42 protein-coding genes are annotated in these 25,808 nt (G+C 41.0%); 38 read left to right on the top strand and 4 right to left on the bottom strand.

The annotated features are described in order from the left end of the window. The first annotated feature begins 4 nt into the window (after window positions 1-4). The 34 genes from B5F53_RS11640 to B5F53_RS11480 all read left to right on the top strand — a co-directional run bounded on the left by B5F53_RS11640 (window position 5) and on the right by B5F53_RS11480 (window position 18,632). A complete protein-coding gene (locus B5F53_RS11640) occupies window positions 5-247 on the top strand; it encodes a hypothetical protein (RefSeq protein WP_140398242.1) in 243 nt (80 codons plus the stop codon). Window positions 248-424: 177 nt separating this feature from the next. After that, window positions 425-604 carry a hypothetical protein gene (locus B5F53_RS11630; RefSeq protein ID WP_087223568.1) on the top strand — a complete coding sequence of 60 codons (180 nt, stop codon included), beginning with the start codon at window positions 425-427 and terminating at the stop codon, window positions 602-604. 162 nt (window positions 605-766) lie between these two features. Next, window positions 767-1,186 (top strand): hypothetical protein, encoded by a 420-nt coding sequence (locus B5F53_RS11625; RefSeq protein WP_087223566.1) that lies wholly within the window; start codon window positions 767-769, stop codon window positions 1,184-1,186. Continuing rightward, window positions 1,174-1,629 (top strand): single-stranded DNA-binding protein, encoded by a 456-nt coding sequence (locus B5F53_RS11620; RefSeq protein WP_087223564.1) that lies wholly within the window; start codon window positions 1,174-1,176, stop codon window positions 1,627-1,629. Before B5F53_RS11625 ends, B5F53_RS11620 begins: the two co-directional genes overlap by 13 nt. Window positions 1,630-1,638: 9 nt before the next feature. After that, window positions 1,639-2,040 carry a hypothetical protein gene (locus tag B5F53_RS11615; RefSeq protein ID WP_087223562.1) on the top strand — a complete coding sequence of 134 codons (402 nt, stop codon included), beginning with the start codon at window positions 1,639-1,641 and terminating at the stop codon, window positions 2,038-2,040. Between the two features lie 24 nt (window positions 2,041-2,064). Continuing rightward, window positions 2,065-2,436, top strand: a complete 372-nt coding sequence (locus tag B5F53_RS11610; protein ID WP_087223560.1) for a hypothetical protein — start codon at window positions 2,065-2,067, stop codon at window positions 2,434-2,436. Further along, the gene (locus B5F53_RS11605; protein ID WP_087223558.1) at window positions 2,436-2,714 is read left to right on the top strand and encodes a hypothetical protein; all 279 of its coding nucleotides are present in this window, start codon (window positions 2,436-2,438) and stop codon (window positions 2,712-2,714) included. Before B5F53_RS11610 ends, B5F53_RS11605 begins: the two co-directional genes overlap by 1 nt. 204 nt (window positions 2,715-2,918) lie before the next feature. Then, the gene (locus B5F53_RS19630) at window positions 2,919-3,833 is read left to right on the top strand and encodes a hypothetical protein (RefSeq protein WP_140398241.1); all 915 of its coding nucleotides are present in this window, start codon (window positions 2,919-2,921) and stop codon (window positions 3,831-3,833) included. After that, window positions 3,742-4,335, top strand: coding sequence for a hypothetical protein (locus B5F53_RS11600; protein ID WP_087223556.1), 594 nt, complete (start codon window positions 3,742-3,744; stop codon window positions 4,333-4,335). Before B5F53_RS19630 ends, B5F53_RS11600 begins: the two co-directional genes overlap by 92 nt. A gap of 189 nt (window positions 4,336-4,524) precedes the next feature. Then, complete coding sequence (locus B5F53_RS11595; protein ID WP_087223554.1) at window positions 4,525-5,148, top strand: hypothetical protein; 624 nt, start codon at window positions 4,525-4,527, stop codon at window positions 5,146-5,148. Then, window positions 5,129-5,302, top strand: a complete 174-nt coding sequence (locus tag B5F53_RS19870) for a hypothetical protein (protein WP_162610589.1) — start codon at window positions 5,129-5,131, stop codon at window positions 5,300-5,302. The genes B5F53_RS11595 and B5F53_RS19870 overlap by 20 nt, the downstream gene beginning before the upstream one ends. 61 nt (window positions 5,303-5,363) lie before the next feature. Beyond that, window positions 5,364-6,077: a DNA methyltransferase gene (locus tag B5F53_RS11590; protein ID WP_087223552.1), complete on the top strand. Its 714-nt coding sequence runs from the start codon at window positions 5,364-5,366 to the stop codon at window positions 6,075-6,077. 33 nt (window positions 6,078-6,110) lie between these two features. Then, entirely contained in the window at window positions 6,111-6,497 is a 387-nt protein-coding gene (locus B5F53_RS11585) for a hypothetical protein (RefSeq protein WP_087223550.1), read from the top strand. Further along, window positions 6,494-6,805: a MazG nucleotide pyrophosphohydrolase domain-containing protein gene (locus tag B5F53_RS11580; RefSeq protein ID WP_087223548.1), complete on the top strand. Its 312-nt coding sequence runs from the start codon at window positions 6,494-6,496 to the stop codon at window positions 6,803-6,805. The genes B5F53_RS11585 and B5F53_RS11580 overlap by 4 nt, the downstream gene beginning before the upstream one ends. Window positions 6,806-6,808: 3 nt before the next feature. Further along, window positions 6,809-7,096, top strand: coding sequence for a hypothetical protein (locus B5F53_RS11575; RefSeq protein WP_087223546.1), 288 nt, complete (start codon window positions 6,809-6,811; stop codon window positions 7,094-7,096). Further along, window positions 7,093-7,668, top strand: coding sequence for a pentapeptide repeat-containing protein (locus B5F53_RS11570; protein WP_087223544.1), 576 nt, complete (start codon window positions 7,093-7,095; stop codon window positions 7,666-7,668). The genes B5F53_RS11575 and B5F53_RS11570 overlap by 4 nt, the downstream gene beginning before the upstream one ends. A gap of 12 nt (window positions 7,669-7,680) precedes the next feature. Continuing rightward, window positions 7,681-8,085, top strand: a complete 405-nt coding sequence (locus B5F53_RS11565; RefSeq protein ID WP_087223542.1) for a hypothetical protein — start codon at window positions 7,681-7,683, stop codon at window positions 8,083-8,085. After that, window positions 8,082-8,561: a hypothetical protein gene (locus tag B5F53_RS11560; protein WP_087223540.1), complete on the top strand. Its 480-nt coding sequence runs from the start codon at window positions 8,082-8,084 to the stop codon at window positions 8,559-8,561. Before B5F53_RS11565 ends, B5F53_RS11560 begins: the two co-directional genes overlap by 4 nt. Further along, window positions 8,555-9,067 (top strand): GNAT family N-acetyltransferase, encoded by a 513-nt coding sequence (locus tag B5F53_RS11555; protein ID WP_087223538.1) that lies wholly within the window; start codon window positions 8,555-8,557, stop codon window positions 9,065-9,067. Before B5F53_RS11560 ends, B5F53_RS11555 begins: the two co-directional genes overlap by 7 nt. After that, a complete protein-coding gene (locus B5F53_RS11550; RefSeq protein ID WP_087223536.1) occupies window positions 9,060-9,353 on the top strand; it encodes a hypothetical protein in 294 nt (97 codons plus the stop codon). Before B5F53_RS11555 ends, B5F53_RS11550 begins: the two co-directional genes overlap by 8 nt. Then, window positions 9,350-9,673, top strand: coding sequence for a hypothetical protein (locus tag B5F53_RS11545; RefSeq protein WP_087223534.1), 324 nt, complete (start codon window positions 9,350-9,352; stop codon window positions 9,671-9,673). Before B5F53_RS11550 ends, B5F53_RS11545 begins: the two co-directional genes overlap by 4 nt. Continuing rightward, the gene (locus B5F53_RS11540; protein WP_087223532.1) at window positions 9,667-9,858 is read left to right on the top strand and encodes a hypothetical protein; all 192 of its coding nucleotides are present in this window, start codon (window positions 9,667-9,669) and stop codon (window positions 9,856-9,858) included. The genes B5F53_RS11545 and B5F53_RS11540 overlap by 7 nt, the downstream gene beginning before the upstream one ends. Beyond that, the gene (locus B5F53_RS11535; protein ID WP_204246931.1) at window positions 9,851-10,516 is read left to right on the top strand and encodes a hypothetical protein; all 666 of its coding nucleotides are present in this window, start codon (window positions 9,851-9,853) and stop codon (window positions 10,514-10,516) included. The genes B5F53_RS11540 and B5F53_RS11535 overlap by 8 nt, the downstream gene beginning before the upstream one ends. Beyond that, complete coding sequence (locus B5F53_RS11530; RefSeq protein ID WP_087223530.1) at window positions 10,517-10,822, top strand: hypothetical protein; 306 nt, start codon at window positions 10,517-10,519, stop codon at window positions 10,820-10,822. Beyond that, the gene (locus tag B5F53_RS11525) at window positions 10,822-11,256 is read left to right on the top strand and encodes a hypothetical protein (protein ID WP_087223528.1); all 435 of its coding nucleotides are present in this window, start codon (window positions 10,822-10,824) and stop codon (window positions 11,254-11,256) included. Before B5F53_RS11530 ends, B5F53_RS11525 begins: the two co-directional genes overlap by 1 nt. 2 nt (window positions 11,257-11,258) lie before the next feature. Then, window positions 11,259-11,465 carry a hypothetical protein gene (locus B5F53_RS11520; RefSeq protein ID WP_087223526.1) on the top strand — a complete coding sequence of 69 codons (207 nt, stop codon included), beginning with the start codon at window positions 11,259-11,261 and terminating at the stop codon, window positions 11,463-11,465. Further along, a complete protein-coding gene (locus B5F53_RS11515; protein ID WP_087223524.1) occupies window positions 11,465-11,809 on the top strand; it encodes a hypothetical protein in 345 nt (114 codons plus the stop codon). The genes B5F53_RS11520 and B5F53_RS11515 overlap by 1 nt, the downstream gene beginning before the upstream one ends. 1 nt (window position 11,810) lies before the next feature. Beyond that, a complete protein-coding gene (locus tag B5F53_RS11510; protein WP_087223522.1) occupies window positions 11,811-12,038 on the top strand; it encodes a hypothetical protein in 228 nt (75 codons plus the stop codon). A 22-nt stretch (window positions 12,039-12,060) separates the two neighbouring features. Then, on the top strand, window positions 12,061-12,471 hold the full coding sequence (locus B5F53_RS11505; RefSeq protein WP_087223520.1) for a hypothetical protein: 411 nt from the start codon (window positions 12,061-12,063) through the stop codon (window positions 12,469-12,471). A 14-nt stretch (window positions 12,472-12,485) separates the two neighbouring features. Then, window positions 12,486-12,800, top strand: coding sequence for a conserved phage C-terminal domain-containing protein (locus B5F53_RS11500; RefSeq protein WP_162610588.1), 315 nt, complete (start codon window positions 12,486-12,488; stop codon window positions 12,798-12,800). A 138-nt stretch (window positions 12,801-12,938) separates the two neighbouring features. After that, window positions 12,939-14,078, top strand: a complete 1,140-nt coding sequence (locus tag B5F53_RS11495) for a tyrosine-type recombinase/integrase (RefSeq protein WP_162610587.1) — start codon at window positions 12,939-12,941, stop codon at window positions 14,076-14,078. Between the two features lie 274 nt (window positions 14,079-14,352). Then, window positions 14,353-15,036 (top strand): response regulator transcription factor, encoded by a 684-nt coding sequence (locus tag B5F53_RS11490; RefSeq protein WP_087223514.1) that lies wholly within the window; start codon window positions 14,353-14,355, stop codon window positions 15,034-15,036. Then, on the top strand, window positions 15,029-16,255 hold the full coding sequence (locus B5F53_RS11485) for a sensor histidine kinase (RefSeq protein ID WP_204246930.1): 1,227 nt from the start codon (window positions 15,029-15,031) through the stop codon (window positions 16,253-16,255). Before B5F53_RS11490 ends, B5F53_RS11485 begins: the two co-directional genes overlap by 8 nt. A 76-nt stretch (window positions 16,256-16,331) precedes the next feature. Further along, window positions 16,332-18,632, top strand: coding sequence for a hypothetical protein (locus tag B5F53_RS11480; RefSeq protein ID WP_087223512.1), 2,301 nt, complete (start codon window positions 16,332-16,334; stop codon window positions 18,630-18,632). Between the two features lie 343 nt (window positions 18,633-18,975). Here B5F53_RS11480 and B5F53_RS11475 read toward each other — a convergent pair whose 3' ends face one another. Genes B5F53_RS11475 through B5F53_RS11465 form a run of 3 tightly spaced genes read right to left on the bottom strand, consistent with a single transcriptional unit; the run spans window position 18,976 to window position 20,969 of the window. Continuing rightward, window positions 18,976-19,593 carry a GyrI-like domain-containing protein gene (locus B5F53_RS11475; RefSeq protein WP_087223510.1) on the bottom strand — a complete coding sequence of 206 codons (618 nt, stop codon included), beginning with the start codon at window positions 19,591-19,593 and terminating at the stop codon, window positions 18,976-18,978. A 55-nt stretch (window positions 19,594-19,648) separates the two neighbouring features. Next, the gene (locus B5F53_RS11470) at window positions 19,649-20,545 is read right to left on the bottom strand and encodes a helix-turn-helix transcriptional regulator (RefSeq protein WP_330396198.1); all 897 of its coding nucleotides are present in this window, start codon (window positions 20,543-20,545) and stop codon (window positions 19,649-19,651) included. Window positions 20,546-20,603: 58 nt separating this feature from the next. Next, the gene (locus B5F53_RS11465) at window positions 20,604-20,969 is read right to left on the bottom strand and encodes a YccF domain-containing protein (protein WP_087223507.1); all 366 of its coding nucleotides are present in this window, start codon (window positions 20,967-20,969) and stop codon (window positions 20,604-20,606) included. Between the two features lie 172 nt (window positions 20,970-21,141). Between B5F53_RS11465 and B5F53_RS11460 the strand changes: the two genes are divergently transcribed. The 3 genes from B5F53_RS11460 (at window position 21,142) to B5F53_RS11450 (ending at window position 23,714) form a co-directional block, all read left to right on the top strand. Then, the gene (locus B5F53_RS11460) at window positions 21,142-22,017 is read left to right on the top strand and encodes an aminoglycoside 6-adenylyltransferase (RefSeq protein ID WP_087223504.1); all 876 of its coding nucleotides are present in this window, start codon (window positions 21,142-21,144) and stop codon (window positions 22,015-22,017) included. Between the two features lie 83 nt (window positions 22,018-22,100). Beyond that, a complete protein-coding gene (locus tag B5F53_RS11455) occupies window positions 22,101-23,384 on the top strand; it encodes a DNA polymerase Y family protein (RefSeq protein WP_087223502.1) in 1,284 nt (427 codons plus the stop codon). Window positions 23,385-23,399: 15 nt separating this feature from the next. Next, window positions 23,400-23,714, top strand: a complete 315-nt coding sequence (locus B5F53_RS11450; RefSeq protein ID WP_087223500.1) for a hypothetical protein — start codon at window positions 23,400-23,402, stop codon at window positions 23,712-23,714. A gap of 10 nt (window positions 23,715-23,724) precedes the next feature. Here B5F53_RS11450 and B5F53_RS11445 read toward each other — a convergent pair whose 3' ends face one another. Continuing rightward, complete coding sequence (locus B5F53_RS11445; protein WP_087223648.1) at window positions 23,725-25,095, bottom strand: MATE family efflux transporter; 1,371 nt, start codon at window positions 25,093-25,095, stop codon at window positions 23,725-23,727. 235 nt (window positions 25,096-25,330) lie between these two features. Here B5F53_RS11445 and B5F53_RS11440 point away from each other — a divergent pair, with 235 nt between their 5' ends. Next, a complete protein-coding gene (locus B5F53_RS11440) occupies window positions 25,331-25,801 on the top strand; it encodes a YbaK/EbsC family protein (protein WP_087223498.1) in 471 nt (156 codons plus the stop codon). Window positions 25,802-25,808 lie beyond the last annotated feature (7 nt).

Genomic DNA, 25,808 nt, shown 5'->3' with positions numbered 1-25,808 from the left:
TTTCGTGATAGAACAGCTTTTCATGCCGTACACTCCAAGTCTTTGCCCGAGTGATTTTGTAAAGCCTATCAAGAGAAAGTTAAGGAGAAATCCTGAGTATATTATTCAACTCTTAAACGAAAATCTAGATGTAAAAGAGCGAGCCTTTAAACGTTTGAAAATGTTCGGCGGTGTCAAATGGTATCGCTATCTGGATATGAACATTCCGGTTATCCGGTGGGTTAATGAGAATTTGGAGGAAATATGAACGAATTATTGGCGATATTTTCAATGTGTTTTGCGTGGTTGTTCTTTCTAGAGGGATTGGACACGGAGGTTAAATCGAAAGAAAATTTCATATATAAATTTACTCATATATTTTATCCACTATTTATTGTTGGAACATTGTTTTATTTCTTAGAGAGTGGAATTTTGGAGGTATGAGATGAAATTTGAAACAAGTAAAAGAATTGATAATTGGGTTAAAAACCATCAGAAAAAATGCAAAACCCATGCAACAGCCGGAGAACAATTTGTATATGAATTTCTTCCTAGCGGAATTGTAGAGCGACAGACGGTAAAATGCTTGTGCTGTAAGGAAGAGTTTACAGACTATGTAGATTGATTTGCAGGAGGTGTGAGTTGAAACCAGTAAAAGTGCAAGTACAGACTTATTTTAGAAAACATTTTGGAGATAGATACACCTGTGGGCAATGTAACTATGAGTTACGAGAACGGTGGAATTACTGTCCAAAGTGTGGAGAGAAAATTGAATGGGAGGTAGACAATGGATATAGATACAATCATCAGACAACTTGAATATGAGGCGGACAAGCATAAAAATGACCGTTTATTTACGGGGCAGACAGACATTACAGCCTTGTGCCGGGATTTGATTCCAAAGATGAAGGAACTGAAAAGATATGAGGATTTGGAGCAGGACGGCAGACTTCTGGAATTGCCGTGTAATGTTGGAGATGTTTTATATCTTCCCATAGATTTCCAGAATAAAATTTATGTGGGTCGTTGCATAGGGCTGGAATACTCAAGAATAAGAAAAACATGGGTCGCAAAGGTATTTACTGAAGAGGGAGAATCGTACGAAGCCTTTGATGAATTTGGAAAAACCATATTCCTTACCCCAGAATCCGCCGAAGCTGCACTGAAAGAAATGGAAAAAAGGAGGAATGACTTATCAATAAAGTGATTTTAATGGGGAGACTCACAAGGGATCCAGATATTCGATATTCTACAGGTGAGAAGCCAACTGCGATTGCCAGATATACGCTGGCAGTAGACAGAAGATATAAGAAGGGTGGAGAGCAGAACGCGGATTTCATCAACTGTGTGTGTCTTGGAAAACAAGGGGAATTTGCCCAAATGCATTTGCATCAGGGAACGAAAATAGTCATAGTTGGTTCATGGCAGACCGGTTCTTACACGAACCGCGATGGACAGAAGGTTTATACAAATGAATGTCTTGTCAGCGAGCACTATTTCTGCGAAAGCAAAAGCGAAGGGAATTATACGCCGTCGCAGAATCCGGTTCTACAGGACGCGCCGCAATCTTTTTCACAGCAGAGCATGGTTGATTCATCAGGATTTATGAGAATTCCGGATGGGATAGACGATGAACTGCCTTTTGCCTAGGAGGTAAATATGCAAATTTTGATATATGACGATAAAGAAATGCATGTCTTTGAAGTTTTGTCTTTTATACCTGATGAGATAAAGTTCGAGGAATTCGATATATCTTCACTGGAAGACTATTCTAAAAAAGTAGTGATGGTCCCACACATCAAATATACAGCTTCTATTCATATAGGCGAGCAACTTGCAGAACTCGACCCTACCACCATGAAGCGGATTGCAAGATATAATCTTGAAAAAGAAAACGAAGAGCTTTTGGAAGAAATCAAACAAAGAAAGGTTTATTTGGGCGAGTTGAATGAGGAGTTTAGAAATCTTTCCGACAGGTTGGAGCGCATTAAAGAGGTTGGGGCTGATATATGGGAAAACGGGACGGAATATTGCTCGGGAAATGAATGTGATTATGAATGATGAGGGTTTGGAGGTGATGAATAATTGGAACAAAAGCCAAGTGAAATTATAGAAGCATTTCTGGCTTTAGTGGCGCAATCTCACACAGAATACAACAATTCCAAAGGTAAGGTTGATTACTTCAACAAGCATACTTATGAGCTGGTACATAAGTTGGAAGATTGCCCAGACAAAACTCTTTTCTATTTTGCCAGACAATGGCGGCAGGAAACGCAAGACAGGCGTAAGGAACGGGATAATATGGCGTTATGGGAAACAATACATGAATTCGGTAGTAGCGAAAAAAACAAGCCGTTTCTAAGACGTTTAAAAGGGTTAGTGACAGAGCAGAAACGGACGGAGGGATATCTGGAAACGCCGCCGGAGCAACGGGAATTTAAGGGAGGTGCGGACTAATGGCAAAAGGAATTATTGTAGTGGATGATATTCCGGTAATATGTGCTGAATGTGATTATGTTTCGTTGAAAAATAACGGAGAAAATTTATGGTGTGATGTAAAACAAAAGTTTTGCTACAATGCGAAACCAAATTGGTGTCCGATACGGCCGATGCTAGAGAAGAAACATTTGACTGGGGAAGTAGGCAGTCCAAGGGACGTTTTGGAAGAAGTACTGAGGGCAGGATATAACACTTGCATTGACGAAATATTGAAGGGAGCGGATAAGAATGGATAAAGAGTGTTGCGGAACATGTCGTTTCCATCGTACAGACGATGATGGAGAGTGGGTTTGTGTGAATGATTTGAGTGATAATTACACTGATTATACCGATTACGGAGATTGGTGCTGCGACTACGAGGAAAGAGAATGAAGGAGAGTGGTACAAATTAACCAGAATGTTAGAAAGAACATAGCAAAAGCCAAAGCGAGGGATGAAGTATGCATGGTAATTTTAAAGATATTACGGGGCAAAAATTTAATATGCTAACTGCACTTGAATTTGTTGAAATGGAGTCTAAAATTGGCGCTATTTGGAAATTTAAATGTGATTGCGGGAATATAGTTGATCTTCCTGCGTGTAGAGTTGCAACGAAAAACGGAACAAAATCTTGTGGATGTCTTAACAAAAAGAACAAACCCAAAATAGATTTAACCGGTCAAAAATATGGCAGACTTACGGTGCTGAAATGCGAAGGAACTATTGGAAGGCGAAGAATGATGTGGCTTTGCCAATGCGATTGCGGAAAACAAGTGATTGTTCAGGGCACGCATTTAAGGAGCGGACATACAAAATCATGTGGGTGTTTAAATGCAGAAAAAATCAGCTCAGTCAATTACAAAACTGGTCTTTGTAGAACGAAATTATATTATACCTATTGCAATATGTGTAATAGATGCAATAGAGAAAATAACAGTGAATATTCCGATTATGGTGGCCGCGGAATAACGGTTTGTAATGAATGGATTGGAGTAGATGGATTTTTAAATTTCTCAAATTGGGCATTATCGAATGGATATTATGATGGATTGACTCTTGACAGAATTGATAATGACAAGGGCTATTCTCCAGATAATTGCAGATGGGTGGATAAATTTGTCCAAGCAAACAACAAAAGAAATAATCATTTTATAAAAGTCAACGGGGAAGTTGGAACGGTTGCGAATATAGCAAGGAAATACAATGTTGATTACTGGAATTTGTTGCATTATTCAAAAGGCGGGCAGAATTGCAAATATCCAGATTTAAGAATTGAGGTGGCAGATGAATCAGAAATACAAGAATATCGCAAAGGTCAAATCAATAGAGCGAAAGAACGAGAAAATACTTCTTTCTGTCAATCCGAAACTAGATAATGGTAGCGGAATCTATTTCCTAACACGAGTCGATACTGAAACTGGAATCAAGTTTTCTTATGTAGGACAGGCACTACATATCAAACAACGTATGTTGCAACACATGACAGGTTATCAACATATAGACCTTAGCATACGCAAACACAAGTTTTTTACGGAGGATAACCCAGGTGGATGGCAAGTGAATTTTATGCATTTTCCAAAAGAAGAACTGGATGAAATGGAACGGTACTATATCACTTTGTATGCCAAGAACGGTTACCAGTCCAGAAACAAAGATACTGGCGGAGGTGCAGGCAAGCAAGAATTGGGAGAGAGAAAGCCGCCGCGAGGGTATTATGATGGTGTAGTGCAAGGAAAGAAAATGCTTGCCAAAGAGTTATCCCACATCATGGATAAGCATTTGATTGTGGAGATTAAACCGGAAAAGGCAGGGAATAAGGTATCTCAGAAGATGTTTGAGAAGTTCAAGGGATTGCTAGAAGAAGGGGTAGATTCATGAGCCGGAAAAACTTCAATCTGTTTATTTACGGAAGACCGATAACAGCAAACGGAAAATTTTTGGGAAGTAAGAAAAAAAGAAAAAGAATTAAAAGAAGAAAATAAACAACAATTCTACAAGATACATCAGATAAATGCGGCGAATCTGCCGCGAAATTCCAAAGAATAAAAATTGAATAAGGAGTGCGGCATGGTTGAAAGAGTGTGTGAAAGTGCTTTGAAAAAGCTGTGCAGACCTATTGTTGAAGCGCATAATCCGCCCCTGATTCGCCTTAAATGCGATACAAGAGAGTATCAGCCGAATCCATACAAGGATTTTGTGAACGGCGAATTTGGTTGGTTTGACACATATTTAATCGGCATGACAAAGCCAAGAAAAATGTGCCATGACAAATACGTTGCGTTTTTTAACAAGAACGCCAACAGGATATGCACAGCTTTTATCAAAGAAAAATATTGCGGAGATGTGGAGTATGCCATGTATAAAACCGGAGACTTTATGGTGCTGTTCCAGCAGTTCCTATTCTGGTTTGGAGACAAAAGGAGGGAGTTTCAGATGAAATTTGATGTAACGGAAGCCAAGAAACAAATTGTAGAGAACGGCAAGCGACCCAATTCTCATGGCGGCGTGGCAAATCTGCTGAAGGTTTTGACAAAGACAATGGAGAAGCAAGGTGCATCCATCGAGAACATAGCCAAAGTGCAGTACACAGTTTGTATGCAGGCCGGAATCTACATACCAGATGAGTTTATTGAAGATGTGGCGGTTGCGTTGGAAGTTATCGGAGGCGAAAATGACAAAACAGCAGATTGAGAAAAAATATAATGTAGTTTTGCGGCGTGAGATGAATCCATATATGGAAGGACGATATTTTTGGTCTGTAAAAAATCCAGATGGAAAGGAAATTGAGCGTTGTTCGACTCTAAATGACGTTGCAGAAACTTTAAGAATAACAAGAGCAATGTAAACTTCAGAAAGGAGCCGAACCTCCGGCCGGGGTAACGATATATCGGGTTCCTTTGAAAAATATGATTGAATTGAACAGTTTTATTTTCGGTGATTGCATGGATTTTCTTCCGCAGTTCCCGGATAAGTATTTCGACCTAGCGATTGTAGACCCGCCATACTTTTCTGGCCCAGAGCGCAGAAATTATTACGGAAGAACAATCAGCCCGATAGGTGTGAAGCGCTTCTATAAACCATCAGATGAATGGAGCATACCAGATAAAAGATACTTCGATGAATTATTCAGGGTTTCCCAAAACCAAATTATCTGGGGGTGCAATTATTTTGATTACTATTTTCCACCGGGCCGCATTATTTGGGATAAATGCAATCAGGGTTCAGTTTTTTCAGATTGTGAGATAGCTGCCTGTAGTTTACATGATTCGGTACGTCTGTTCCGATACATGTGGAATGGAATGTTCCAGGGGAAATCTATTTCAGAAGGTTGGATTCAACAAGGGAATAAGGCTTTAAATGAAAAGAGAATTCATCCCACACAAAAACCAATAGCATTATATGATTGGTTTTTATCAAAATATGCAAAACCGGGAGATAAAATACTTGATACTCACGTAGGTTCTGCAAGCAGCCTTATTGCCTGCCACAAGAACGGTTTTGATTATATCGGATTTGAAAAAGATCCATATTATTATGATTTGTCAAGTACACGTCTGGAAGAATATAGAAGTCAAATTACTTTATGGGATTTAGGAATTGAGAGGAAGAGCGATGAATAAGCAGAGAACATCAGAAACGGAGATAAAAAATATATGAGTAACAAATTAAAAACAAAAAGAAAGGCACCGCCAAAACGCCTGCCTTTATCAAACCAAAAAGCCCATGAAATCTCTATGCAGATAAAAGCTGCAAAAGGAAACCTAAAAAAGATGGAAGAGAAAATCTGGAGAGATGCCTGGACAGAAGCGGAAGATTGGGCGAATACCATTAATACCATAACCTTGATGACGGCGTTAAAAAACCTCTATGGGTTCAGCGGAAAAAGAATGGGAGACGTTATCCGTGAAAGCAACCGGTTAGTTCGATTGGCAAACGAGGGAGAAGTAACCGTAACAGAGTTAATGGAATCCCTGGAGAAAAAAGATAAGCTGCATTTTGACGAAAGATATAAGGAACTGGTTAGGAGGTATGGACTTTGATAGAGATAATGGAAATGGAAACCCTGGAAGGAAAAGCCCGTCTGATTGCAGACACATATGGCCTAGACAAACAGTTGGACATAATGCTGGAGGAGTGCGCGGAACTTATAAAAGCAATCTGTAAGTACAAACGATATGGAGATACAAAAAACCTGAAAGAAGAAATGGGGGATTTGCGGCTCACACTAATGGAAAACTCCTATCTTTTAGGAGCTGAAGAAGAAATAAGGGAAATAATAGATTACAAAGCGGACAGAACCATAAACCTGGCGAAAGAGGCCGGGGTAATTAAGACGGAAGGAGAATAGGAAATGAGAATCATTTTGGCAGAGAACTATGTGATTGACATTGACCCGCTGAATTACACTCTGAAGAAAAAGTACATCGGGAAAGATAGCAGCGGAAATGATAAAGCGGCCGAAAAGGTCTGTGGGTATTTTGGCAATGTCAGGGAGTGTGTAGAAGAGTTTATACGCCTCGCACAAATAGAAAAGCTGAAGGGGATGGAACTTTCCCTGGAGGGATACTTAGAACGGTTAGAAAAGGAAAATAAACGTATTGCGGATGAGATTATAAGGATGATGGAGGAGAAGATATGAATCAGGAAAGATTAAAAGAAATATTAGACGAACATGCAAAATGGTTAAGAACTAGATTCACAAGAAACGTTGAAGGAAGTAAAGCCAACCTGCGTGGAGCCGACCTGTATGAAGCATACCTGTATGAAGCCGACCTGCGTGGAGCCGACCTGCATGGAGCCGACCTGCGTGGAGCCAACCTGTATGGAGCCAACCTGTATGGAGCCGACCTGTATGGAGCCGACTATGACGAAAGAACAGGCGCGTTTGCATTACAGTGCCCAGAAAAAGGAGCTTTTATCGGGTACAAAAAAGCAGGGAGATATATAGTCGAAATACAGGTATGCGAAGACGCAAAAAGAAGCAGTGCAACCACAAGAAAATGCAGGTGCAGCAAAGCAAAAGTGCTCTCCATAACAAATATGGATGGTACAAAGGCCGATATAGAGAAGGTAGCAAGCGATTACAGCTCTGACTTTATTTATAAAGTTGGAGAAACAGTCGAAGTCCCTGATTTCGATGAAGACCGGTGGAATGAGTGCAGCACAGGAATCCATTTCTTTATAACTAGGGATGAGGCTGTTAGATATTAAGGAGGAGCTGACATGTTAGAGAAGATTCTGGAAGAGATTGATGATTTACCAGTCATAACGGATATGGATGATGGATGTCTACTAAAGTACGCGGATGTAGAAGACATCATCCGAAAGTACATGAATGACGATTGGATTCCGGCGGAGGAGAGGCTGCCGGATAATGCAAACCATAAAGGTGCAATTTGCCCCAAGTATAGGATATTGACAGAGTACGGTGAGACAGTTGGATGGTACAACCCTGATAGCGGTGGCTGGTATGTCTTGCTCTGGTTTATGACAGGAAGATTTTTGGAATCGGAGATAGACTTTGACAGGGGAGGTATCCCGAAAGTGCTATTCTTCAAAAAGAAGGATTTTGTGCTGGCATGGAAACCATTTGAGCCATACCGACCGGAGAAAGGAGTAGAGGTATGACATATGAGGAGATTCTGGAAGAGATAGTAGCCGAAAAAGAGCCTTATAAAATCAAGGTATCAAGTGCGGAAATCGTTGTGCATGGAACAAAAGAAAAGCCGTATTACGAAATAAGATATTACGACCTGTCAGATAATGAATATCATATAGGATTTAGCTCATATAGTCTGGATATTGTGTTTGGATATTTGGATGGATTCTTTGAAATGGTTGATAAGCACATGAATGATGGTAAGGACATTAATGTCCCTACCAAAGAGAATGACAGATGGATTCCAGTGGAGGAGAAACCAAATAAAACGGGATACTATCTTGTGCAGTTGTCAAGGAAACTGCCAAATGAGGATTATTCGGACAGGGTTGTCGTTTTGTATAACGGAGAAGAAAAGGAGTTTATGACCTATAGTAATTTAATAATCGCATGGCAGCCACTTCCGGAGCAATACCGCCCGGAGAAAGGAGCGAAAATATGTTAATGCCAGCACAGCTATACAAAGACAGACTTTATACAGAGTACGTCAAAACCTGGTATAAGCAAGAGAATATGTTTTATACCGGATATACAGGGGATAGGGCGCCAGAAATCCCGGACAACAATTACGATAGCCACCATTTTGTAAGTGTTGACGAGGATGACAATCTAATAGGTTACATATCGTATTCCGTAGACTGGGGTTCAATGAATGCGGATAGATTTGGGATTATTTCATTTAACAAAGGAACTTTGGAGTTTGCCAGGGATGTGTATAAAGCGATTTGTGATTTGTTTGAAGTTTATCATATGAACCGGGTTTCTTGGTTTGCATATGTGGAAAATCCTGCAATCAGAGCATACCGAAATTTTGTCAAAAAGCATGGCGGTAAAGAATGCGGATACTATCGCCAGAATGCAAAGTTGCAGGACGGAAAATTACACGACAGTGTAGAGTTTGAGATTCTGGCGAGCGAGTTTCGCCCGCGGAAAGGAAAATGTAATGGATAAACTTATTAGTGCAAATTCTATCATTAAAAAACTGATTCCCGTACTGGTAGAAAAAGGGGATATGTGTTTGCTCGGGAAGATAATCACAATCATATATTCTGAGCCTGCCGCATTTGACAAAGAAAAAGTAGTCAAGGGCTTAGAGTTCTGGAAAAACTATTCCATCGAATGGGTGAAAAAATACAAAAAAGATGGATGCGAGGAAAAAGCAAAACAAAGCGAAATGGCTGCAAACGCATACGGCGAGGCTATCAAAGAGGTTGAAAAAGGAGGTGTAGAGGAATGACAGAGAAAGAAGCGATTAAGCGGATTAAAGACCATATGGAGGTTCACGCATTAAAGGAAATCAGGGCGATATATATTACACAAGCATTAAATATGTCAATCAAAGCCCTGAAAGAAATACAGCAGTACCGGAAAATTGGAACAGTGAAAGAGTGCCGGGCGGCGATGAAAAAGCAGAATCCGAAGAAACCTGTTAAACGGAGTTTCATTATTCCATACGAAGGAATAGATGTATGTCCTAATTGCAAAGAGCCAATAAACAAAAAGGAACATCATTGCAAATGTGGACAAGCGATAGAATGGAGTGACGAAGAATGCTGATTAAGAAGGAGAAAATACCTCCCAAATGTGTAAAATGCGTACATCATAAGGTTGCGGAATTTGGTACAGACTATTGTGACTATACGGAACATTATGGAGGATATGCAAGAACAGCGGTTCCATACCCGAATTTTTTCAAACAGGAATATCCATGCAAAGGACATAAGGAGGCAATCGATGATTAAACCTATATTATTCAACACCGACATGGTTCGGGCGATTCTGGACGGAAGAAAGACGGTTACAAGGCGAGTGGTTAAGCCGCAACCCATACATAATGAGGGATTCTGGAAAATATATGGTGCAGTATGGAGTTATAACATTAAAAAGATATATCCCATGTATGGGCATTCGCTATACACACATGCGCCATATCATCCGGGAGATATTCTGTATGTCCGTGAAACATGGCAGTATATGTACGATTTAGACGGAAATGACCAGATTATCGAAGATACAGGACGTTATGTATATGCTGCCGATGGATTTAACGTTGATACATGGATAAATCCAGACGGTACACACAGATTTGGAATACCGTGGCGACCGTCTATCCACATGCCAAAAGAAGCAGCTCGTATCTGGCTTAAGGTTACGGATGTGCGGGTGGAGAGATTGCAAGACATAACCATTGCAGAAGTCATTAAAGAAGGATGTGCGGACATTTGGATTGATGCAGCAAGAATCAGGAAACTTATTGATGTAGCAGGGAATAAAAATGAATTTACCGATTTGTGGAATCACACTATCAAAAAGAAAGACCTTCTGCTTTATGGGTGGGACGCAAACCCGTGGGTATGGAGGATAGAGTTTAAACGGTGCGAGAGGCCGGAGGTGTTATAGATGGAGGACAAGTTGATTAGTGCAAATGCTGTTATTACAATCCTGGAAAATGCAAGGTTCAGGGCAGGCAAGGATTTGTCAAAGGCGTACTTGATTGCAGATTTACAAGAGCAGATAGAAAGGCTTCCGGCGGCTTTTGATAAGGAAAAGATTATTGAAGACTTGAAGGATTGGAAAGAAGATGCCGAAAAATGGGCGGCTAAATATGATGAAATAGGCGATACAGACAATATGGATATAAGAGATACAGAATCAAGAGCATTTGGACAGGCTATTGAGATTGTCGAGAAAGGCGGTGTGGAGTGATGGCAACGAGAAGCATTTTGCGTATTAGTGAATTACAGGCATTCGAGGGCTTTCTTGAATCAAAAGGATATATGATTCTTGCTACAAGCAAAAATCCGTACGAGGTTTTGCGAGCGAAAAAGGATGGAGATACAGTAATCGTGTATCAGAAAAAGGACGCAAAGGAACATCTGTCTACGATGGACAAGGATTATCCTCTTGTACGGGAATTTATCAAGAGTCAACGCAAACAGACCAACGCCGACAAAATCAGGAGCATGACGGATGAGGAATTGGCGGAGTTTTATACTACCTTTTCTGCGTGCAAAGTATGTGAGTACCAAGATGCAGAAAGAGATACTTGCGGAGCGACTACTGGATTTTTATGCACACAAACATATGCAGAGGCGATTATTTTAGACTGGCTGAAAAGCCCGGCGGAAAGTGAGGGATAGGGATGAAAGAAGAACATTTTTGCAAACCATTAACGCCTGATTTTAGAGACGAATTAATAGGCGCTATTGATAACAACATAAGGGCATTGGAGACTTTCGAAAGAAACGTATTTGTGAACGTACAAATTTATGCGCTGCAATCACAAAGGAAACTGATAAATGCACTTCCTGATGGCTATCCAATGCCAATGACAAGGATGGTGGACTAATGGCAAAAGGAATTATTGTGGTGGATGTGCCGGAAAGATGTGTAGATTGCAAGTTTCGCAATCTTTTCAGAGACATGGTTACTGGGGAATTTATTCGTGAATGTGAAATTGTTGACGAGTCGGTTATCATGAATGAAAATGAGAAGCCGGATTGGTGTCCGATAAAGCCAGTTCCATTAGCTCTTGCATGTAACAAGCTCATAGAGGAACTAAACAAAAAGGAGGACTTCTACAATGCGTTTCGTGCGGGAATTATAAACTCCATTAAGGATCCGGATACCATGTCTTACCCGGAACCAGAAGACATTGCAGATAAAATCATAAAGAGGATAACAGGAGACTAACATGAGAGGAATCAGTGAAATGTACCTGCGTTCCGGCGGCACCAATTATCAACACCATTGTAAAGAGTGCTGCAATTATGGGATTATAGGGAAACGGGAGGACTGTAGCAGACATCCAGAGCCGCGTGCCTGGAAAGGGAGTTACGTGGCCTGTAAATATTTTGACGTTCCGCCGGAAGAGATACCGGGGCAGATGAGTATCGAACAATTTCCGGAGTATCTACCTTAGCGAAAAAAAAGGAGCAAAAAGCATGGCCTTATACAGAAGTATATACTTGTCTTTCTGGAAAGATACAAAAGTAATGGACGAATTTACAGCGGAAGACAAGTATTTTTTTCTTTACATATTGACTAATATTCATACAAATTTGTGTGGATGTTATGAAATAAGTATAAAACAAATGTCGATAGAAATGGGATATTCGATAGAGCAAATAAAAAATATTCTAGATAAATTTATATCGACATACAAAATGGTGGACTATGATTTCGATAGAAAAGAAATTCTGGTTATTAACTGGCACAAATATAATTGGACAAGTTCACCGAAGATAAGACCTGCATTGCAGAAAGAGATAAGCGAGGTGAAGAATGATAGATTTCGTAATTATCTCAAGGAATTATTGGGAGAAGATAGTGATCCATCTAAAAAAAAAATTTAGATGAAATAAAAATTGTGATCGACTATTTGAATGAAAAATGCGGGACAAAGTACAGATATACCAATAAGAGCACAATTGAGTATATCAATGACAGACTGAAAGAAAAGTATACTGTTGATGATTTGAAGCTGGTCATCAGAAAGAAATGTGATGATTGGATTGGAACTGAAATGGAAAAATTCTTAAGGCCTAAAACACTCTTTGGAGATAATTTCGAAGGGTATTTAAACGAACGTTCTGGCAAAAAGAAATCAAAAAATCGTTTTAATAACTTCCACCAGAGAGAGTATGACTTTGAAGACTTAGAGAAGAAAATGTTAAATAGATAAAAGAAAGGAGTCTGGAGCCGCTGGCCAGCGAAAAAGGAATTCCTGGCTCCTTTTAAAATTATGGAAAATCAGGATTTGTTGAAATACGCTCTTGAACATGGTATGATAGATATGTCATACGTGCAAGAGCACGTCGAAATGAACAAGAGAAAAGAATTATTAGATAAACATCCATATGCGATATGGGAAGGAAAGGATGGAAAGTGGCGTACATATTTAATTGACAATGACGGTAAGAGGATTCTAAAAAAACGCTCATCACAAAAAGGCATAGAAGATATAGTTGTCGAATATTACAAAAGCATTGAAGAGGAAAGAAAAAAGGACTATCGATTTAGCGCATTATGGGAAAGCTGGAAGAAAAATCAAGTATCATATGGCGTATCAAATAATACTTTAGCAAAATATGCTTCTGATTATGAAAGATTTTTCAGCAATACAGACTTTGCATGTAAAGATATTCGGGCAATCAACGAAGAGGATATTACTGCTTTTATGATTCAGAGTATAAAAAGACTTAAATTACAAGAGCGGGCAGGGAAGGCTCTTATGAGTTACATCGGTGGAGTATTTAAACATGCGAGAATTATGCGAGTGATTAATGAAAACCCATGTGATTATGTTGAGACAAGGAGATTTTCCAAATTCTATAACCGTCCCGTCCGAGATGAAGAAAAGCGAACTGTATGCCAGGAAGATATGCAGTTGCTCTTGACACAGCTGCGTATTAGTCAAGAGAAAAAACCAGAATACATCCCAAGTTATGCTGTTGAACTTGCCATATACACGGGTATGCGCATTGGCGAGATTGTTGCACTTAAATGGGATGATGTCAGAGAAAATCAGGGTGTCATAATTATTTGCCGTTCAGAAAAACATGATCGAATTACTGGAGAATATGTAATTGAAGCAACAAAAACCGGAAAGCAAAGACAATTTCCTATTTCTGAAAAAATTTCAGAATTATTGCACAAAATAAAAAAGGTGGAAATGCAATATGGTTTTATAGGAGATTTTGTTTTTCAGAATGAAAATGGAAAGTTGCATACCGCATCGGTAGCGCACTGCATACGATACAAGTGCATACAGGCAGGGATACCGGAAAAAAGCATTCATGCATTGCGGAGAACTCTCAATTCAAAACTGAGGTGCGCAGGCGTATCATCTGTTGTTGCATCTTCTCTCCTGGGGCATACAGAAGAAGTAAATGTAAACAATTACACATACGATATATCTGGAATGGATTATAAAAAAGAATTAATTGAGAAAATAATTTGATTACCTCATTGATTACCTTTGATTACCGAGTGCTGAAAAAGCCTTATTTTAAAGGGGGTTGAGAGTTCGGACGCGGGTTCAATTCCCGCCAGGTCCATATCTTAAAACCGTGAAATCCGTTTGAAAATCAAGGGTTTTGCGGTTTTTGTTTTTTACGGTAAAATCAGCATGTGCTGTTTTTAAAAGGGCGTTTGTCTGTAAAAGCACTGCAGAATATCGGGGACATTTCTTTTTCAGTCTTCTATGGTATAATGAAATTACGGAGGTGTGCACAATGAGAATTCTATTGGTCGAGGATGAAGAAAGAATGGCACAGGCTCTTTGCGAGATACTGCGGTTAGAAAAATATGAAGTAGATTGTTATAGGGATGGAATCTCTGGTCTGGATGCTGTGGAGAGCGATGTTTACGATGTTATTATTTTAGATGTAATGCTGCCCGGGCTGGATGGTTTTACGATTGCAAAGAAAGCAAGAAAACAGGGGATACGCACTCCTATTCTTATGCTGACAGCCAAAGGAGAATTAGATGATAAAGTAACAGGGCTTGACAGTGGGGCAGATGACTATCTGACAAAACCTTTTATGACAAAAGAACTGCTTGCCAGACTGCGTGCGCTTCTGAGACGTGGCATGAACACACCGGACGGAGTGCTTTCTTTTGGCGATATACAGCTTGATACAAATACTTTTACTTTATGCTGCATTACAAACGGACAGAATGTAAAACTGAGCGAAAAGGAATATCGTATTCTTGAATATCTGACTGCAAATCAGGGACAGGTACTTACACGGGAGCAGTTTGCTGTCAAAATATGGGGCTTTGACAGTGATGCAGAATACAATAATGTTGAAGTTTATATGTCTTTTACCAGAAAAAAACTGAATTTTGTAGGAGCAAAAACGGAGATAAAGGCGGTACGGGGCCTTGGCTATGAATTGAGGTGCAGCGATGTTTAAACAATCGAAAAGAAAAATTGTTGCAGCGATTATGGCAGTACTTACATTGCTCTATCTTGGTACACTTGCAGTTATATACGGTTCCAGCTATTTCGAGGTATCTGCTTCCAATTATGAAATGCTTGAACGGTATGCAAAGTTATATTCTCTGGAACAGCAGCCAGGAGTAAACATGCCGCCTGATAATCCAGAGGTTACGCATTTTGATGGTAATCCGGCGTTTCAGCTTTCTACTTTTTATTCGGTGGCGATTTCGGATAATGGTGAAATACTGGCGATGGACAATGAAAAAGGAACCGTTTATGAAGACAGAGTTCTTCAGAAATATGCTTCAGAGATAATAAAAAGCCCAAAAGACAATGGCAGGATAGAGAACCTTTTATATACCGCAGCCGCAAAAGACGGGTACACATTAGTTGCTTTTATGGACAATACAATCATGCAGCAAAGTATGACAACGCTTTTTCGCTATACGATTGTTTTTGGAAGTATTATGATGGCGGCATTGTTCTTTGTGGCAGTTTACCTGGCCGGTAAAATTGTAAAACCTTTGGAAGAAAGTCATCAAAAGCAAAAGCAGTTTATCTCAGATGCAGGTCATGAACTGAAAACGCCCGTTTCTGTAATCAGTACAAACGCAGAATTACTTGCACGAGAGATTGGAGAGAACCCATGGCTTTCTAATATCCAATATGAAAATGAAAAAATGGGAAATCTGGTTTCACAGCTTTTAGAACTTACCAGAACAGAAAATTCTGATATTCGGACTGAACCGCTTAATTTCAGCCGTCTGGTTAAGGGGGAAGCGCTGCCTTTTGAAAGTATTGCCTTTGAAAAGGGATTTTTATTGAATGATGAGATTCAAGAGGGACTTTCTGTTGAAGGAAACAGAGATCAACTGAAACAACTTGTTTCTATTTTACTGGATAATGCAATCTGCCACGGAGAAAACGGGAAAGAAATTAAACTGACGCTTAAAGAAGAACATGGTTGTGCAAAACTTTCTGTTCTAAACAACGGGAATGAGATACCCCCTGCGGAAAAAGAGAAACTGTTTGGGCGGTTTTATCGCGGGGATATGGCCCGGAGTGAAAATGGCGGGCATTATGGCCTGGGACTTGCGATTGCGAAAGCGATAACGACTGTCCATAAAGGGAAAATTCAGATTTTTTGCCATGACAGCAAGGTAGAATTTGTAGTTTTACTCCCCCTTATATAAAATAATATGGATTCTTCAATATAACTTCAATCATCCTTCTGTACAATGATGACATTACAGTACAGGAGGATTTTTTATGAGACAATATAAAAAAATGACAGCAGTATTTTTGGCGTTCACAATGCTGGCAGGACTCTGTGCCTGCTCTAAGAGTACAGAGACACAGGAAGAATCGCCGCAGGTTGCCGATGCGGAGCAAAAGGCATACATTGAAGATACACTCAATCTGGCAAACAATGAAGAACAGGAATGGGCGTACTCTTCCCAGGATGACGCATGGGTGCTTTCCGTCGTATCTGCGGTGGCATATCCGGAACTTCCGGATCAGCAGGGAGTATCTGTTTGTGTGCCGGGGGCCTATGTATCTGGCATTGACACCGATGGAGACGGAACAGAGGATGTGACCGCAGATACTTATTCGGACGCTGTTTTAGGTTCTCTTGTGATTGATTATGAAGCAGAGCTCACAAGTACAAATGGACAGGTTTATACTGCTGCTGATGCCCCTGTCATTTTGAATACAGGTGCGGCAGGCTATGGTTCCAGCACAAATACCCTCGCGGCTGCCACATATGCAGTAGAGGGATATATCAATGTTGCCTGCGGCAATCGGGGCAAACAGGATACTGCGGAAGATGAATCGGGTGAAACTTACTATACAGGAGATGCACCTTCCTGCCTGACAGATCAGAAAAATGCAGCCCGTTATGTGAAATATAATATTTTACTCGGAAATCTGCCGGGGAATGCAGATTATTTCGTGTCAACAGGCGGCTCCGGCGGGGGAGCGCATGCGGCAATGTTTGCGGCAACTTCCAATAATGAGGATTTTTATGATTATGAAATCGAAGCCGGCGCCGTAGGGGTATATCTGCTTGAAGATGGGGGATATACAACGACTGTAACCATTGATGGCGCAGATTATGAAATATCTGATGGAGCTTGGGGATGTGTTGCTTACAGTGCCATTACTTCTCTGGCAGAAGCAGATATGGCGCTGGCTTTTGAATACTATATGGATACCACTTATGAATTTGGCACCTCATTTCAGGCACAGCTTGCGGAATATCTTTCCGCTGCCTACATGGAATATATCAACGGTCAGAATCTGACAGCAGAAGAATCGTCTGTTGGATTTGACCTGAATGAAGACGGAGATAAGGAAGATACCATAGACCTTACCATTGAATATAATTTGGAAGCACATCCCGAAACAAATGGGTATTATGGAACGTATCTTGATTTGTATTTAGCCGAGTTTCAATCGAATCTCCAGTGGTATCTGGATAATCTGGACTATGCCGAAGGCTGGACATGGTTCGATGAAGATGGTAATGTCCTTAGCGATGAAGAAGCAGCTTCTATGACTTCAGCCGATAAAGCGACGGCGTTTCTGGAAGGCCGATATGCAAAAGGAAGTTTTGATGGCAGGGGAAATCTGAGTGGAGGTATGCCGGGAGGAAGCAATATGTCAGGCGGCGAATTACCGGATGGCAAGCTTTCCGATGAAAAACAGCCGAGTGGAGAACGCCCGGGCGGCGAGCTACCGGATGGTGAACTGCCAAGGGGAAATCTGCCCAATGATGAATTGTCAGAAGATAGTACAGAGGAAAGAGGATTTTCTAATGGGGGTGTAGCAGAAAACAGCACCGGAGATATGATGGATGTAGGAACACCCGATGCAGGAACAACACAGGCGGCAGGAAGCAGTACAGATTCATTCGATTATTCCACCTATGAGGAAATGGTGGAAGCTTATGCGGCGGATATTGGGGAAATTGAAGCGGGCGATGAATACGGTAATAACATTGTTGAACTGTATAATCCACTGAACTACATTGGTGCAGAAAGTACAGAGAATCCCGCATGGGTTAGAATCGTGATGGGGGCTTCTGAGGGAGATATGTCGCTGTTTTCTTCTCTGAATCTTCAGATTGCAATGTTGAATGCAGGCATTGACGCCAATATTGAATGGCAGTGGGATGGCGGTCATGTTCCTTCCGAGGTGCTTAGCGAATCGTTCTCTTTGTATATCGATCAGATGTATGGAGAGTATGCGGATGGAGAGACGATTGACACTCCTGCCGCTGATGTACAGACTGAAAATGGAACTGCAAAAGAAGCAACAGGAACGGATTTGAGCAGTTGGGTAGAATACTCAGATCCCGGCAATGTATCTTTTACATTGGCAGATGCAGTTTCTTATCGGACGGATGGTGCCAGCAAGTCTATCCCGGGATTTGATGTTATTGATTATGGACAGGAAGATTACGTGTTCGGAAATTCAAAACAAGATGCCCGTCACTGGAACCGTACATTACTTGAGATTTTTGAACAGTATGCGGATATACTGGAACCATTGTTTAATCAAGGTTAAATTTTAAGGAGTGGAATCTTGATTATATTACATCAGTGCACAGCTATAATTGTTATTGTGCGGAATGTGCCTTTTATAAGTGCTCGGAGTGCGACAAAATTTTTTATACTGGTGACGTAGTGGAAAGACTAGAAAGAATCACGAAGCAGCTAAAAAAGTAATGAAGGAAATTTCAATTATTGATTAATCAAAAGCGGCGTAAAAAACGAGGCTGCCGTATTCGATGGTGTGGACAACCATTGAATGCGACAGCCCCTTAGGTTTCTAGTAGTTTTTTTCTTTTCATCCAGATAAGATGCGGCTGCAGCAGAAATGTAGCCGTTGGGCGGTATATGGATTCGGACTAAATGATTGAATAACGTAAAATTGTTTTTAGCTTGCTTTGTTCTACCCTGTTGGTATTATTCAAATATATTTCTCTGTGCTGTTTCTTATCATACTGCAGATTATTTGCTTCTGCGTACTGTTTCATTTTTTCAAAAGAATACGGCTCAGTGTCAAAAGAACCAATATGCAAGACTTCTATGCACATTCCATTTTGCATAGCGTCAAAGTATATCTCATCAAACAATGGAGAAGGCTTTTTGGCTTTGACTTGTTCTAACGCCGCCACAAACATTTCTTTGCTGATAAAATCTGGCTGGCGTATCATGATTGTGTACTCTAAGTTTTCTTTTACAAGCTGTGTTCCTTCTGTTAAACTCCAGACGCCCTCTAAAGGGTAAACAGAAAAATCATCAATATCATTTTCTGATTTCCCTTTATCCTCCGATTTCTTATACCTCATCTTGATGGCATAGGCTAATGAATATAATGCCGATACCCGATTAGAAAAATCAGAATCATTTGGATTTCCTTTTCCGTCTATCATGATATAATTCTGTGGCGGAATGTTAATTAAATTTGGAGCAGTCTTTGCCCCATACAGGCTTTTATCTTGCTTTTTCCATTCATATTTCATCTATATACCTCCTCGTCTTAAAAGAAGTATATACCAAGAAACATGACACCAATTGTCATGTTTTATATTTTTTCATAATCAATTTCATTTTTTCTGTGATTCCCACACGCACATATTGAGGGGCAAGAACCTCTACATATTCGCCAAATGTGAGCAGATAACTATACATAACTTCATTGTCGGGCAGGTTCGTTGTTACATAGAGATTATTTTCGCAGTCTGTCGTAACACTATCCGTAAATTCATCATATACACGAAAGGCTGCTTGTGGGGAAAATTTCAATTTTACAGAAACCATATTGTAATGCGGAATTTCCATTTTTGTTTTTGGGAGTTCTGAAATTTCGCGGCTAAATGTTTCCGTAGAGATAACTAACTCTTTCATACGGGTTAATTTAAAAAGGCGATAATCATTTTTTAACAGACAAAAACCATATAAATACCAATCCTTGCTCCTGAATATCAATTTTATCGGTTTGACGGTGCGGTTCAACCGAAAGCCTTTGTTATCGAAGTAAGAAAATGAAATGAAATGCCTGTCAAAAATAGCTTTTTTAATATCATTGAAAATATCCTGGCTTGCACTGTTTTTTACCCATTCGGAAAAATCAACTTCTATCCAATCTGTATTTTTTATTTGAAATAGCGCTGATAGTTTAGAAAGTAATTCGTCTGCCGATGTTCCTTTCGTAGAGGATATGCCTTGCAATGCCATAAGTATTTGCTCTTTTTCTTCTTTGGAAAACAACGATTTTTCCAAAATGTAATCGTCCAACAAAGATATGCCGCCGCCTTTTCCCTGCGCTGCATAAACGGGAATGCCCGCAGCACTAATAGTGTCTAAATCTCTGTAAATTGTGCGTATAGAAACTTCAAATTTTTCAGCAAGTTCGGGGGCGGTAGATTTTCCATTTTCCAACAGGTAGTACACTATCTTAAATAATCTGTTCATCTGCACAACAACACCTCAAACATATTATACCATAAAGCATGACAAATTTTATAAAATTTCAGGAATTTATAACAGAAGCTCCAAAGGGAAACAGAGCTAATTTGGCGATTTTGAAGCACTGAAGACCGAAGGGGATACCGATGATGGTACAGCACAGCAGGATCCCGTTAAGTACAGCGGCTACGGCCAGAGGAATTCCGCTGAAAATCATCCAGAAAATATTTGCAATAACAGAAATCGCGCTGCCGCCATACTGAACTTCTTTTCCGAAGGGAAAGAAGGCAAGAGAGGCGAGCTTAAAACACTGCCGGCCAATGGGAATACCGATAATTGTGATACTCCATAAAACGCCCGCAAGCACCCACGAAAGGCCCTGCCACAAGCCACAGCATAAAAACCAGATGACATTTCCCAGACATCCCATATGTTTCACCTCCTGTGTTTTTTCTGAGACGGTTTTGTTATGAATCAGAGACCGTCTCTGAGATTATAGCACAGGCTGAAGATAAAAGGAATTTTTTTCTGTTGGAAAGAAAAGGTATGATATAATAAAAACAGAGAAAAACAGAGGGAACGGCAGAAAGGATAAAAATCATATGAGAAGCGAAAAAAAAATGTTTGATTTAATCATCGGTACGGCAAGGAAAGATGAACGGATCCGGGCCGTATATATGAACGGCTCCAGGACAAACAAAAATGCAAGAAAAGATATTTTTCAGGATTATGACATTGTGTACGTTGTCCGGGAGACAAGACCTTTTTATGAACAGAAAAAATGGATTGATCTATTTGGTGAACGGCTGTTTATGCAGTGTCCGGAAGAGGTAGATAAAAGTATCGGACGGGAGGTTGATTTTGATAAATGTTACGGTTGGCTGATGCAGTTTAAAGACGGTAACCGGCTGGATTTGCGGGTGATTCCCCTGGAAGAGGCTTCCGCTTATATCGGGAAACTATGTGTGATTTTACTGGATAAAGATGGAATCCTTCCGGAACTGCCGGAACCTTCTGATGAAGAACACTGGATCAGAAAACCTACGCAGAATGAATTTTCCGCCTGCTGTAATGAATTCTGGTGGTGTTTAAACAATGTTGCCAAAGGACTGTGGCGCGAAGAAATTCCCTACATCCATCAGGTATATTACGAAGGATGCCATGTTCCCCTTATGAAGATGCTGAACTGGAAAATCGGATATGAAACCGATTTTCAGGTTTCCACGGGAAAGGCGTCTAAGTATATACAGTCTTACTTATCCGGGGATATATGGAATCGGTTTTTGAAAACCTATATCAATGGAAACATAAAAGACATCTGGGAATCAGTACACACAATGTGCCTCCTGTTTCATGAGACGGCTATGGAGCTGGAGGAAAAACAGGGGCTTATTTATGACAGGAAAGAAGCACAGGCCAGTTATGATTTCTTAAAACATATACAGACTCTTCCGAAAAACGCACGATCCATTTATTGAAAATAAAGCGGCCTGTTCTCCCTTTATTTACCACTTGTTTATACGAACATGTGTTTGTATAATGAAGAAAAAGGGAGGCGAACATAAGTTTGGAAAAGCAAAAGAAAACCATTTTTCATATTGATGTAAACTCTGCATTTTTGAGCTGGGAGGCTGTATACAGGATACACCATCTGGGCGGAAAAGAAGATCTGAGAGAACAGATCTCAGCCGTAGGAGGTGACATTGCCCTGCGCCACGGGATTATTCTTGCCAAGTCTGTTCCTGCCAAAAAGTATGGAATTAAAACGGGAGAAACCATCCTGGAAGCACAGAGAAAATATCCGAATCTGATTCTGGTTCCGCCCAATTACAGTCTTTATGAGCGATGTTCTCAGGCGTTTATGGATATTTTAAAAGAGTATTCTCCTGCAGTGGAACCCTATTCCATAGATGAGGCCTTTGTGGATATGACAGGAACCCGAAAGCTGTGGGGAGAGCCCCGGGAAGCGGCTCAGAAAATGAGAGAACAGATTCACCGGGAACTGGGATTTACGGTAAATATCGGCATTTCCGAAAATAAGCTTCTGGCCAAGATGGCAAGTGATTTTAAAAAGCCGAACCGGGTACACACCCTCTGGAAAAAAGAAATTCCGTCAAAGATGTGGCCTCTGCCGGTAAGAGATTTGTTTTTTGTGGGAAGGGCCACAGAAAGAAAGCTGAGGGCTCTTGGCATTTATACCATTGGAGAATTAGCCCGCACCGATCCCGGACTTTTAAAAAGCCATTTAAAAAAGCACGGAGAAGTCATATGGGCCTTTGCAAACGGGAAGGATGTCTCTCTTGTGCAGCCTAATCCACCGGAGCAGAAAGGATATGGGAACAGCACCACCATTGCCTTTGACGTAACGGATCCTTCCACTGCCAGACTGGTGCTGTTGGGGCTGGCGGAAACCGTGGGAGCCAGACTGAGAGCGGATCGGGTGCAGGCAGGAGGCATTTCAGTAGGAATTAAAAGTTATGATTTGCAGTATGCCAGCCATCAGATGACGCTGGAAAATGCCACCAATATGACGGGAGAGATTCACCATTATGCCTGCTGTCTCTTTGAACAGCTGTGGGACGGAAGGCCTATCCGGCATCTTGGAATCCATACCAGCCGTATCAAAGAGCAGATGCCGGTAAGACAACTGGATCTGTTTTCTTTTAAAAACTATGAAAAAGTGCAGCGGGCGGATGTGATGGTGGACCATATCCGCAGGCGCTATGGAATCGACGCAGTACAGCGGGCTGCTTTTCTGGGAAATAACCGGAGGATTGATCATATGTCAGGAGGAATTTCCAGGGAAAAAAGGACGGTTGATTACAGCAGGGTAAAAATCGGATAAACAGGAGAAACAGATATGGGAATGGGAATTGGGATAAACAATCAGAAGCCTGACGCCGGGCCAAATCGCAGAAGGCAGGAAGAGATTGCCTGCGGCATATGGTTTACCAGCCGGGGAGAGATTCTGCCTCAGAAATTGAAATTTCAGAATCAGGAAGGAGAAATACAGTGCATTGATAATATCCGGGTGATAACAAAAGAGAAAAAGTACTACTGCGGAATTTCCACCTTTGTTTATTTTTGCAGTACCCGCCTCCAGGACAGAGAATATTTATTCTATCTGTATTATTATCCGGAGCAGTGTAAATGGACTCTGTCCTGGAATGGCTGAAAAGGAGGGATTAGGAACTGCTGTCAGCCCCACGGTTTTTTTGCTTCTTTGCAAATAAGAAGAAACAGATGCCGCCGATTACGGCCACCAACAGTTCCGTTGCCGGGAAGGTACACCAGATTCCCACAATTTTGCCGATGGCAGATAAAAGGAAGGCCATGGGAATCAGTACGATAAAACCACGGAGAAAGGAAATTATATGGGCCGGAAGAGCGAACTCCATGGAAGTAAAGTAAGCGCATAAAATAATATTAAATCCGGCAAACAGACAGCCGGTAAAGTAGATTCTTAAACCAGGGACAGCGATTTCCTGCAAAAGAGGATTCTGTTCGCTGTTAAAAACGGCGGTAATCGGTTCTGCTCCCAGATAAACGAAGGCGTAGACGCTGATGGAGATCGCAGCCATGGTAATCAGGGCGTAACGTAAAACAGAACGCATATTGGATGTATTTCCGGCTCCGTAGTTCTGGCTGAGAAGGGGCTGGATTCCCTGAGCGATTCCTGTGTAAATGGAAATTACCACTAAAGAGAGGTTGGCAATGACCCCATAAGCGGCTACTCCCACATTGCCTTCCAGTCCTAGAATCAGAAGATTAAACAGGATAATAACAATTCCGGAAGAAACCTCTGTAATCAGAGAAGGAAGTCCCCCGGAGAGAATCATCAGACAGAGATGTCTGGTAACGGGGCATTTTTTTAAGGCAAACTGGTTCTGTCCTTTGAAAAAGTAAGGGGAAAGAACCAGCATACTGATTACAGGCGCAAGTCCGGTGGCCAGTACGGCTCCCAGGATTCCCATATTTAAGGGGAACATAAAAACATAATCCAATACGATGTTGGAAAAACTTCCGATTAACATAGCTGCCATGGAACGCTGAGGCGCCCCGTCGTTTCGTACAAAGGCCAGAAGCAGATTGTTCATCATAAACATGGGAGCAAACAGTAAAATAACACGGAGATAAGTTTTCGTCATATCAAAAACAGCAGCATCTGCGCCCAGGATACCCGTAAGCCGTCCGCTTCCTGCGATTCCTGTCAGAAAGAAGAAAGAGGAAACCAGAGCAGTGAGTAAAAAGGCAGTGGTAAAGGCCTGATTGGCTGCTTTTTTATTTTCCTGACTTTTGGAAATGGCATATTTGATTCCTCCGCCGATTCCGATCATAAGTCCGCTTCCATGGATGAAGCTGTAAACGGGGATGGCCAGATTCAGGGCGGTCAGCCCATTGGCGCCCAGGGCCTTTGAGATGAAAAAAGTATCTGCCAGGATATAACAGGACAGACCCAGCATTCCCAGTACATTTAAAGAAGAATAGCGGATAAAATCTTTCAAACAGTTTTTGTCATTTTTCACAGAAAATTCCTCCCGATAAATACGTATCATTTGACGCCTGCCAAAAGTCTGCATGGCAGAAAAAAACGTCTCCATATCTGTTCCTTCTATGGCCTAATGGAACAGACTGAGACGTTACCCGGCGGCAATTCAATAATTTCACATAGAAAATAGCACACAGAACCGGAAAAGTCAAGAGAAGACTTTTGCTTTAGAATTGATTTTCCCATTTTCCTGTAGTAAGATAGTTTTATCTACGGCAGTAAGCAAAAGAGAGGAAAACGATATGTCATTAGAAAGAGTTAAGAACTATTTTGAAACGGTTGGTTTAGGAGAGCGGGTTTATGAACTGAATGAATCCAGCGCAACTGTAGCAGAGGCAGCCATGGCAGTGGGATGTGAACCGAAAGAAATTGCAAAGACCCTGTCTTTTCTGGTAAATGATCAGGCGGTGCTGGTAGTTGCAGCCGGGGATGCGAAGGTAGATAATAAAAAGTATAAAGATTTCTTCCAGGTGAAGGCAAAGATGATACGTCCGGATCAGGTAGAAAACTATGTGGGTTATACACCGGGCGGGGTATGTCCTTTTCTGATTCCGGAACAGGTAAAGATCTATCTGGACGTTTCTATGAAACGTTTTGACTGGGTTTATCCTGCAGCAGGCAGTTCCAACAGCGCAGTCAGACTGTCTCTGGAAGAGCTGGAACAGCATTCCCATTATGTGCAGTGGATCGATGTATGCAAAGGCTGGGAATAGATTCTAA

Origin of the sequence: Blautia sp. An249 (genome assembly GCF_002159835.1) — a bacterium.
In the GTDB taxonomy this organism is placed as follows: Bacteria; Bacillota; Clostridia; order Lachnospirales; family Lachnospiraceae; genus Blautia_A; species Blautia_A avistercoris.
The sequence above is the reverse complement of the archived record's forward strand: the minus strand, read 5'-3'. Positions and strand labels throughout refer to the sequence as shown.

What these genes read in the sequence shown, in the direction of transcription:
- B5F53_RS11585 (WP_087223550.1), top strand. Translation starts at nt 6,111, where the DNA reads ATGAGTAACAAATTAAAAACAAAAAGAAAGGCACCGCCAAAACGCCTG.
- B5F53_RS11570 (WP_087223544.1), top strand. Translation starts at nt 7,093, where the DNA reads ATGAATCAGGAAAGATTAAAAGAAATATTAGACGAACATGCAAAATGG.
- B5F53_RS11490 (WP_087223514.1), top strand. Translation starts at nt 14,353, where the DNA reads ATGAGAATTCTATTGGTCGAGGATGAAGAAAGAATGGCACAGGCTCTT.
- B5F53_RS11515 (WP_087223524.1), top strand. Translation starts at nt 11,465, where the DNA reads ATGGCAAAAGGAATTATTGTGGTGGATGTGCCGGAAAGATGTGTAGAT.
- B5F53_RS11630 (WP_087223568.1), top strand. Translation starts at nt 425, where the DNA reads ATGAAATTTGAAACAAGTAAAAGAATTGATAATTGGGTTAAAAACCAT.
- B5F53_RS11535 (WP_204246931.1), top strand. Translation starts at nt 9,851, where the DNA reads ATGATTAAACCTATATTATTCAACACCGACATGGTTCGGGCGATTCTG.
- B5F53_RS11525 (WP_087223528.1), top strand. Translation starts at nt 10,822, where the DNA reads ATGGCAACGAGAAGCATTTTGCGTATTAGTGAATTACAGGCATTCGAG.
- B5F53_RS11560 (WP_087223540.1), top strand. Translation starts at nt 8,082, where the DNA reads ATGACATATGAGGAGATTCTGGAAGAGATAGTAGCCGAAAAAGAGCCT.
- B5F53_RS11510 (WP_087223522.1), top strand. Translation starts at nt 11,811, where the DNA reads ATGAGAGGAATCAGTGAAATGTACCTGCGTTCCGGCGGCACCAATTAT.
- B5F53_RS11465 (WP_087223507.1), bottom strand. Translation starts at nt 20,969, where the DNA reads ATGGGATGTCTGGGAAATGTCATCTGGTTTTTATGCTGTGGCTTGTGG.
- B5F53_RS11550 (WP_087223536.1), top strand. Translation starts at nt 9,060, where the DNA reads ATGGATAAACTTATTAGTGCAAATTCTATCATTAAAAAACTGATTCCC.
- B5F53_RS11555 (WP_087223538.1), top strand. Translation starts at nt 8,555, where the DNA reads ATGTTAATGCCAGCACAGCTATACAAAGACAGACTTTATACAGAGTAC.
- B5F53_RS11590 (WP_087223552.1), top strand. Translation starts at nt 5,364, where the DNA reads ATGATTGAATTGAACAGTTTTATTTTCGGTGATTGCATGGATTTTCTT.
- B5F53_RS19870 (WP_162610589.1), top strand. Translation starts at nt 5,129, where the DNA reads ATGACAAAACAGCAGATTGAGAAAAAATATAATGTAGTTTTGCGGCGT.
- B5F53_RS11520 (WP_087223526.1), top strand. Translation starts at nt 11,259, where the DNA reads ATGAAAGAAGAACATTTTTGCAAACCATTAACGCCTGATTTTAGAGAC.
- B5F53_RS11625 (WP_087223566.1), top strand. Translation starts at nt 767, where the DNA reads ATGGATATAGATACAATCATCAGACAACTTGAATATGAGGCGGACAAG.
- B5F53_RS11600 (WP_087223556.1), top strand. Translation starts at nt 3,742, where the DNA reads ATGAATCAGAAATACAAGAATATCGCAAAGGTCAAATCAATAGAGCGA.
- B5F53_RS11545 (WP_087223534.1), top strand. Translation starts at nt 9,350, where the DNA reads ATGACAGAGAAAGAAGCGATTAAGCGGATTAAAGACCATATGGAGGTT.
- B5F53_RS19630 (WP_140398241.1), top strand. Translation starts at nt 2,919, where the DNA reads ATGCATGGTAATTTTAAAGATATTACGGGGCAAAAATTTAATATGCTA.
- B5F53_RS11485 (WP_204246930.1), top strand. Translation starts at nt 15,029, where the DNA reads ATGTTTAAACAATCGAAAAGAAAAATTGTTGCAGCGATTATGGCAGTA.
- B5F53_RS11445 (WP_087223648.1), bottom strand. Translation starts at nt 25,095, where the DNA reads ATGATACGTATTTATCGGGAGGAATTTTCTGTGAAAAATGACAAAAAC.
- B5F53_RS11575 (WP_087223546.1), top strand. Translation starts at nt 6,809, where the DNA reads ATGAGAATCATTTTGGCAGAGAACTATGTGATTGACATTGACCCGCTG.
- B5F53_RS11565 (WP_087223542.1), top strand. Translation starts at nt 7,681, where the DNA reads ATGTTAGAGAAGATTCTGGAAGAGATTGATGATTTACCAGTCATAACG.
- B5F53_RS11450 (WP_087223500.1), top strand. Translation starts at nt 23,400, where the DNA reads ATGGGAATGGGAATTGGGATAAACAATCAGAAGCCTGACGCCGGGCCA.
- B5F53_RS11440 (WP_087223498.1), top strand. Translation starts at nt 25,331, where the DNA reads ATGTCATTAGAAAGAGTTAAGAACTATTTTGAAACGGTTGGTTTAGGA.
- B5F53_RS11460 (WP_087223504.1), top strand. Translation starts at nt 21,142, where the DNA reads ATGAGAAGCGAAAAAAAAATGTTTGATTTAATCATCGGTACGGCAAGG.
- B5F53_RS11495 (WP_162610587.1), top strand. Translation starts at nt 12,939, where the DNA reads ATGAACAAGAGAAAAGAATTATTAGATAAACATCCATATGCGATATGG.
- B5F53_RS11530 (WP_087223530.1), top strand. Translation starts at nt 10,517, where the DNA reads ATGGAGGACAAGTTGATTAGTGCAAATGCTGTTATTACAATCCTGGAA.
- B5F53_RS11505 (WP_087223520.1), top strand. Translation starts at nt 12,061, where the DNA reads ATGGCCTTATACAGAAGTATATACTTGTCTTTCTGGAAAGATACAAAA.
- B5F53_RS11605 (WP_087223558.1), top strand. Translation starts at nt 2,436, where the DNA reads ATGGCAAAAGGAATTATTGTAGTGGATGATATTCCGGTAATATGTGCT.
- B5F53_RS11480 (WP_087223512.1), top strand. Translation starts at nt 16,332, where the DNA reads ATGAGACAATATAAAAAAATGACAGCAGTATTTTTGGCGTTCACAATG.
- B5F53_RS11595 (WP_087223554.1), top strand. Translation starts at nt 4,525, where the DNA reads ATGGTTGAAAGAGTGTGTGAAAGTGCTTTGAAAAAGCTGTGCAGACCT.
- B5F53_RS11470 (WP_330396198.1), bottom strand. Translation starts at nt 20,545, where the DNA reads ATGAACAGATTATTTAAGATAGTGTACTACCTGTTGGAAAATGGAAAA.
- B5F53_RS11475 (WP_087223510.1), bottom strand. Translation starts at nt 19,593, where the DNA reads ATGAAATATGAATGGAAAAAGCAAGATAAAAGCCTGTATGGGGCAAAG.
- B5F53_RS11540 (WP_087223532.1), top strand. Translation starts at nt 9,667, where the DNA reads ATGCTGATTAAGAAGGAGAAAATACCTCCCAAATGTGTAAAATGCGTA.
- B5F53_RS11615 (WP_087223562.1), top strand. Translation starts at nt 1,639, where the DNA reads ATGCAAATTTTGATATATGACGATAAAGAAATGCATGTCTTTGAAGTT.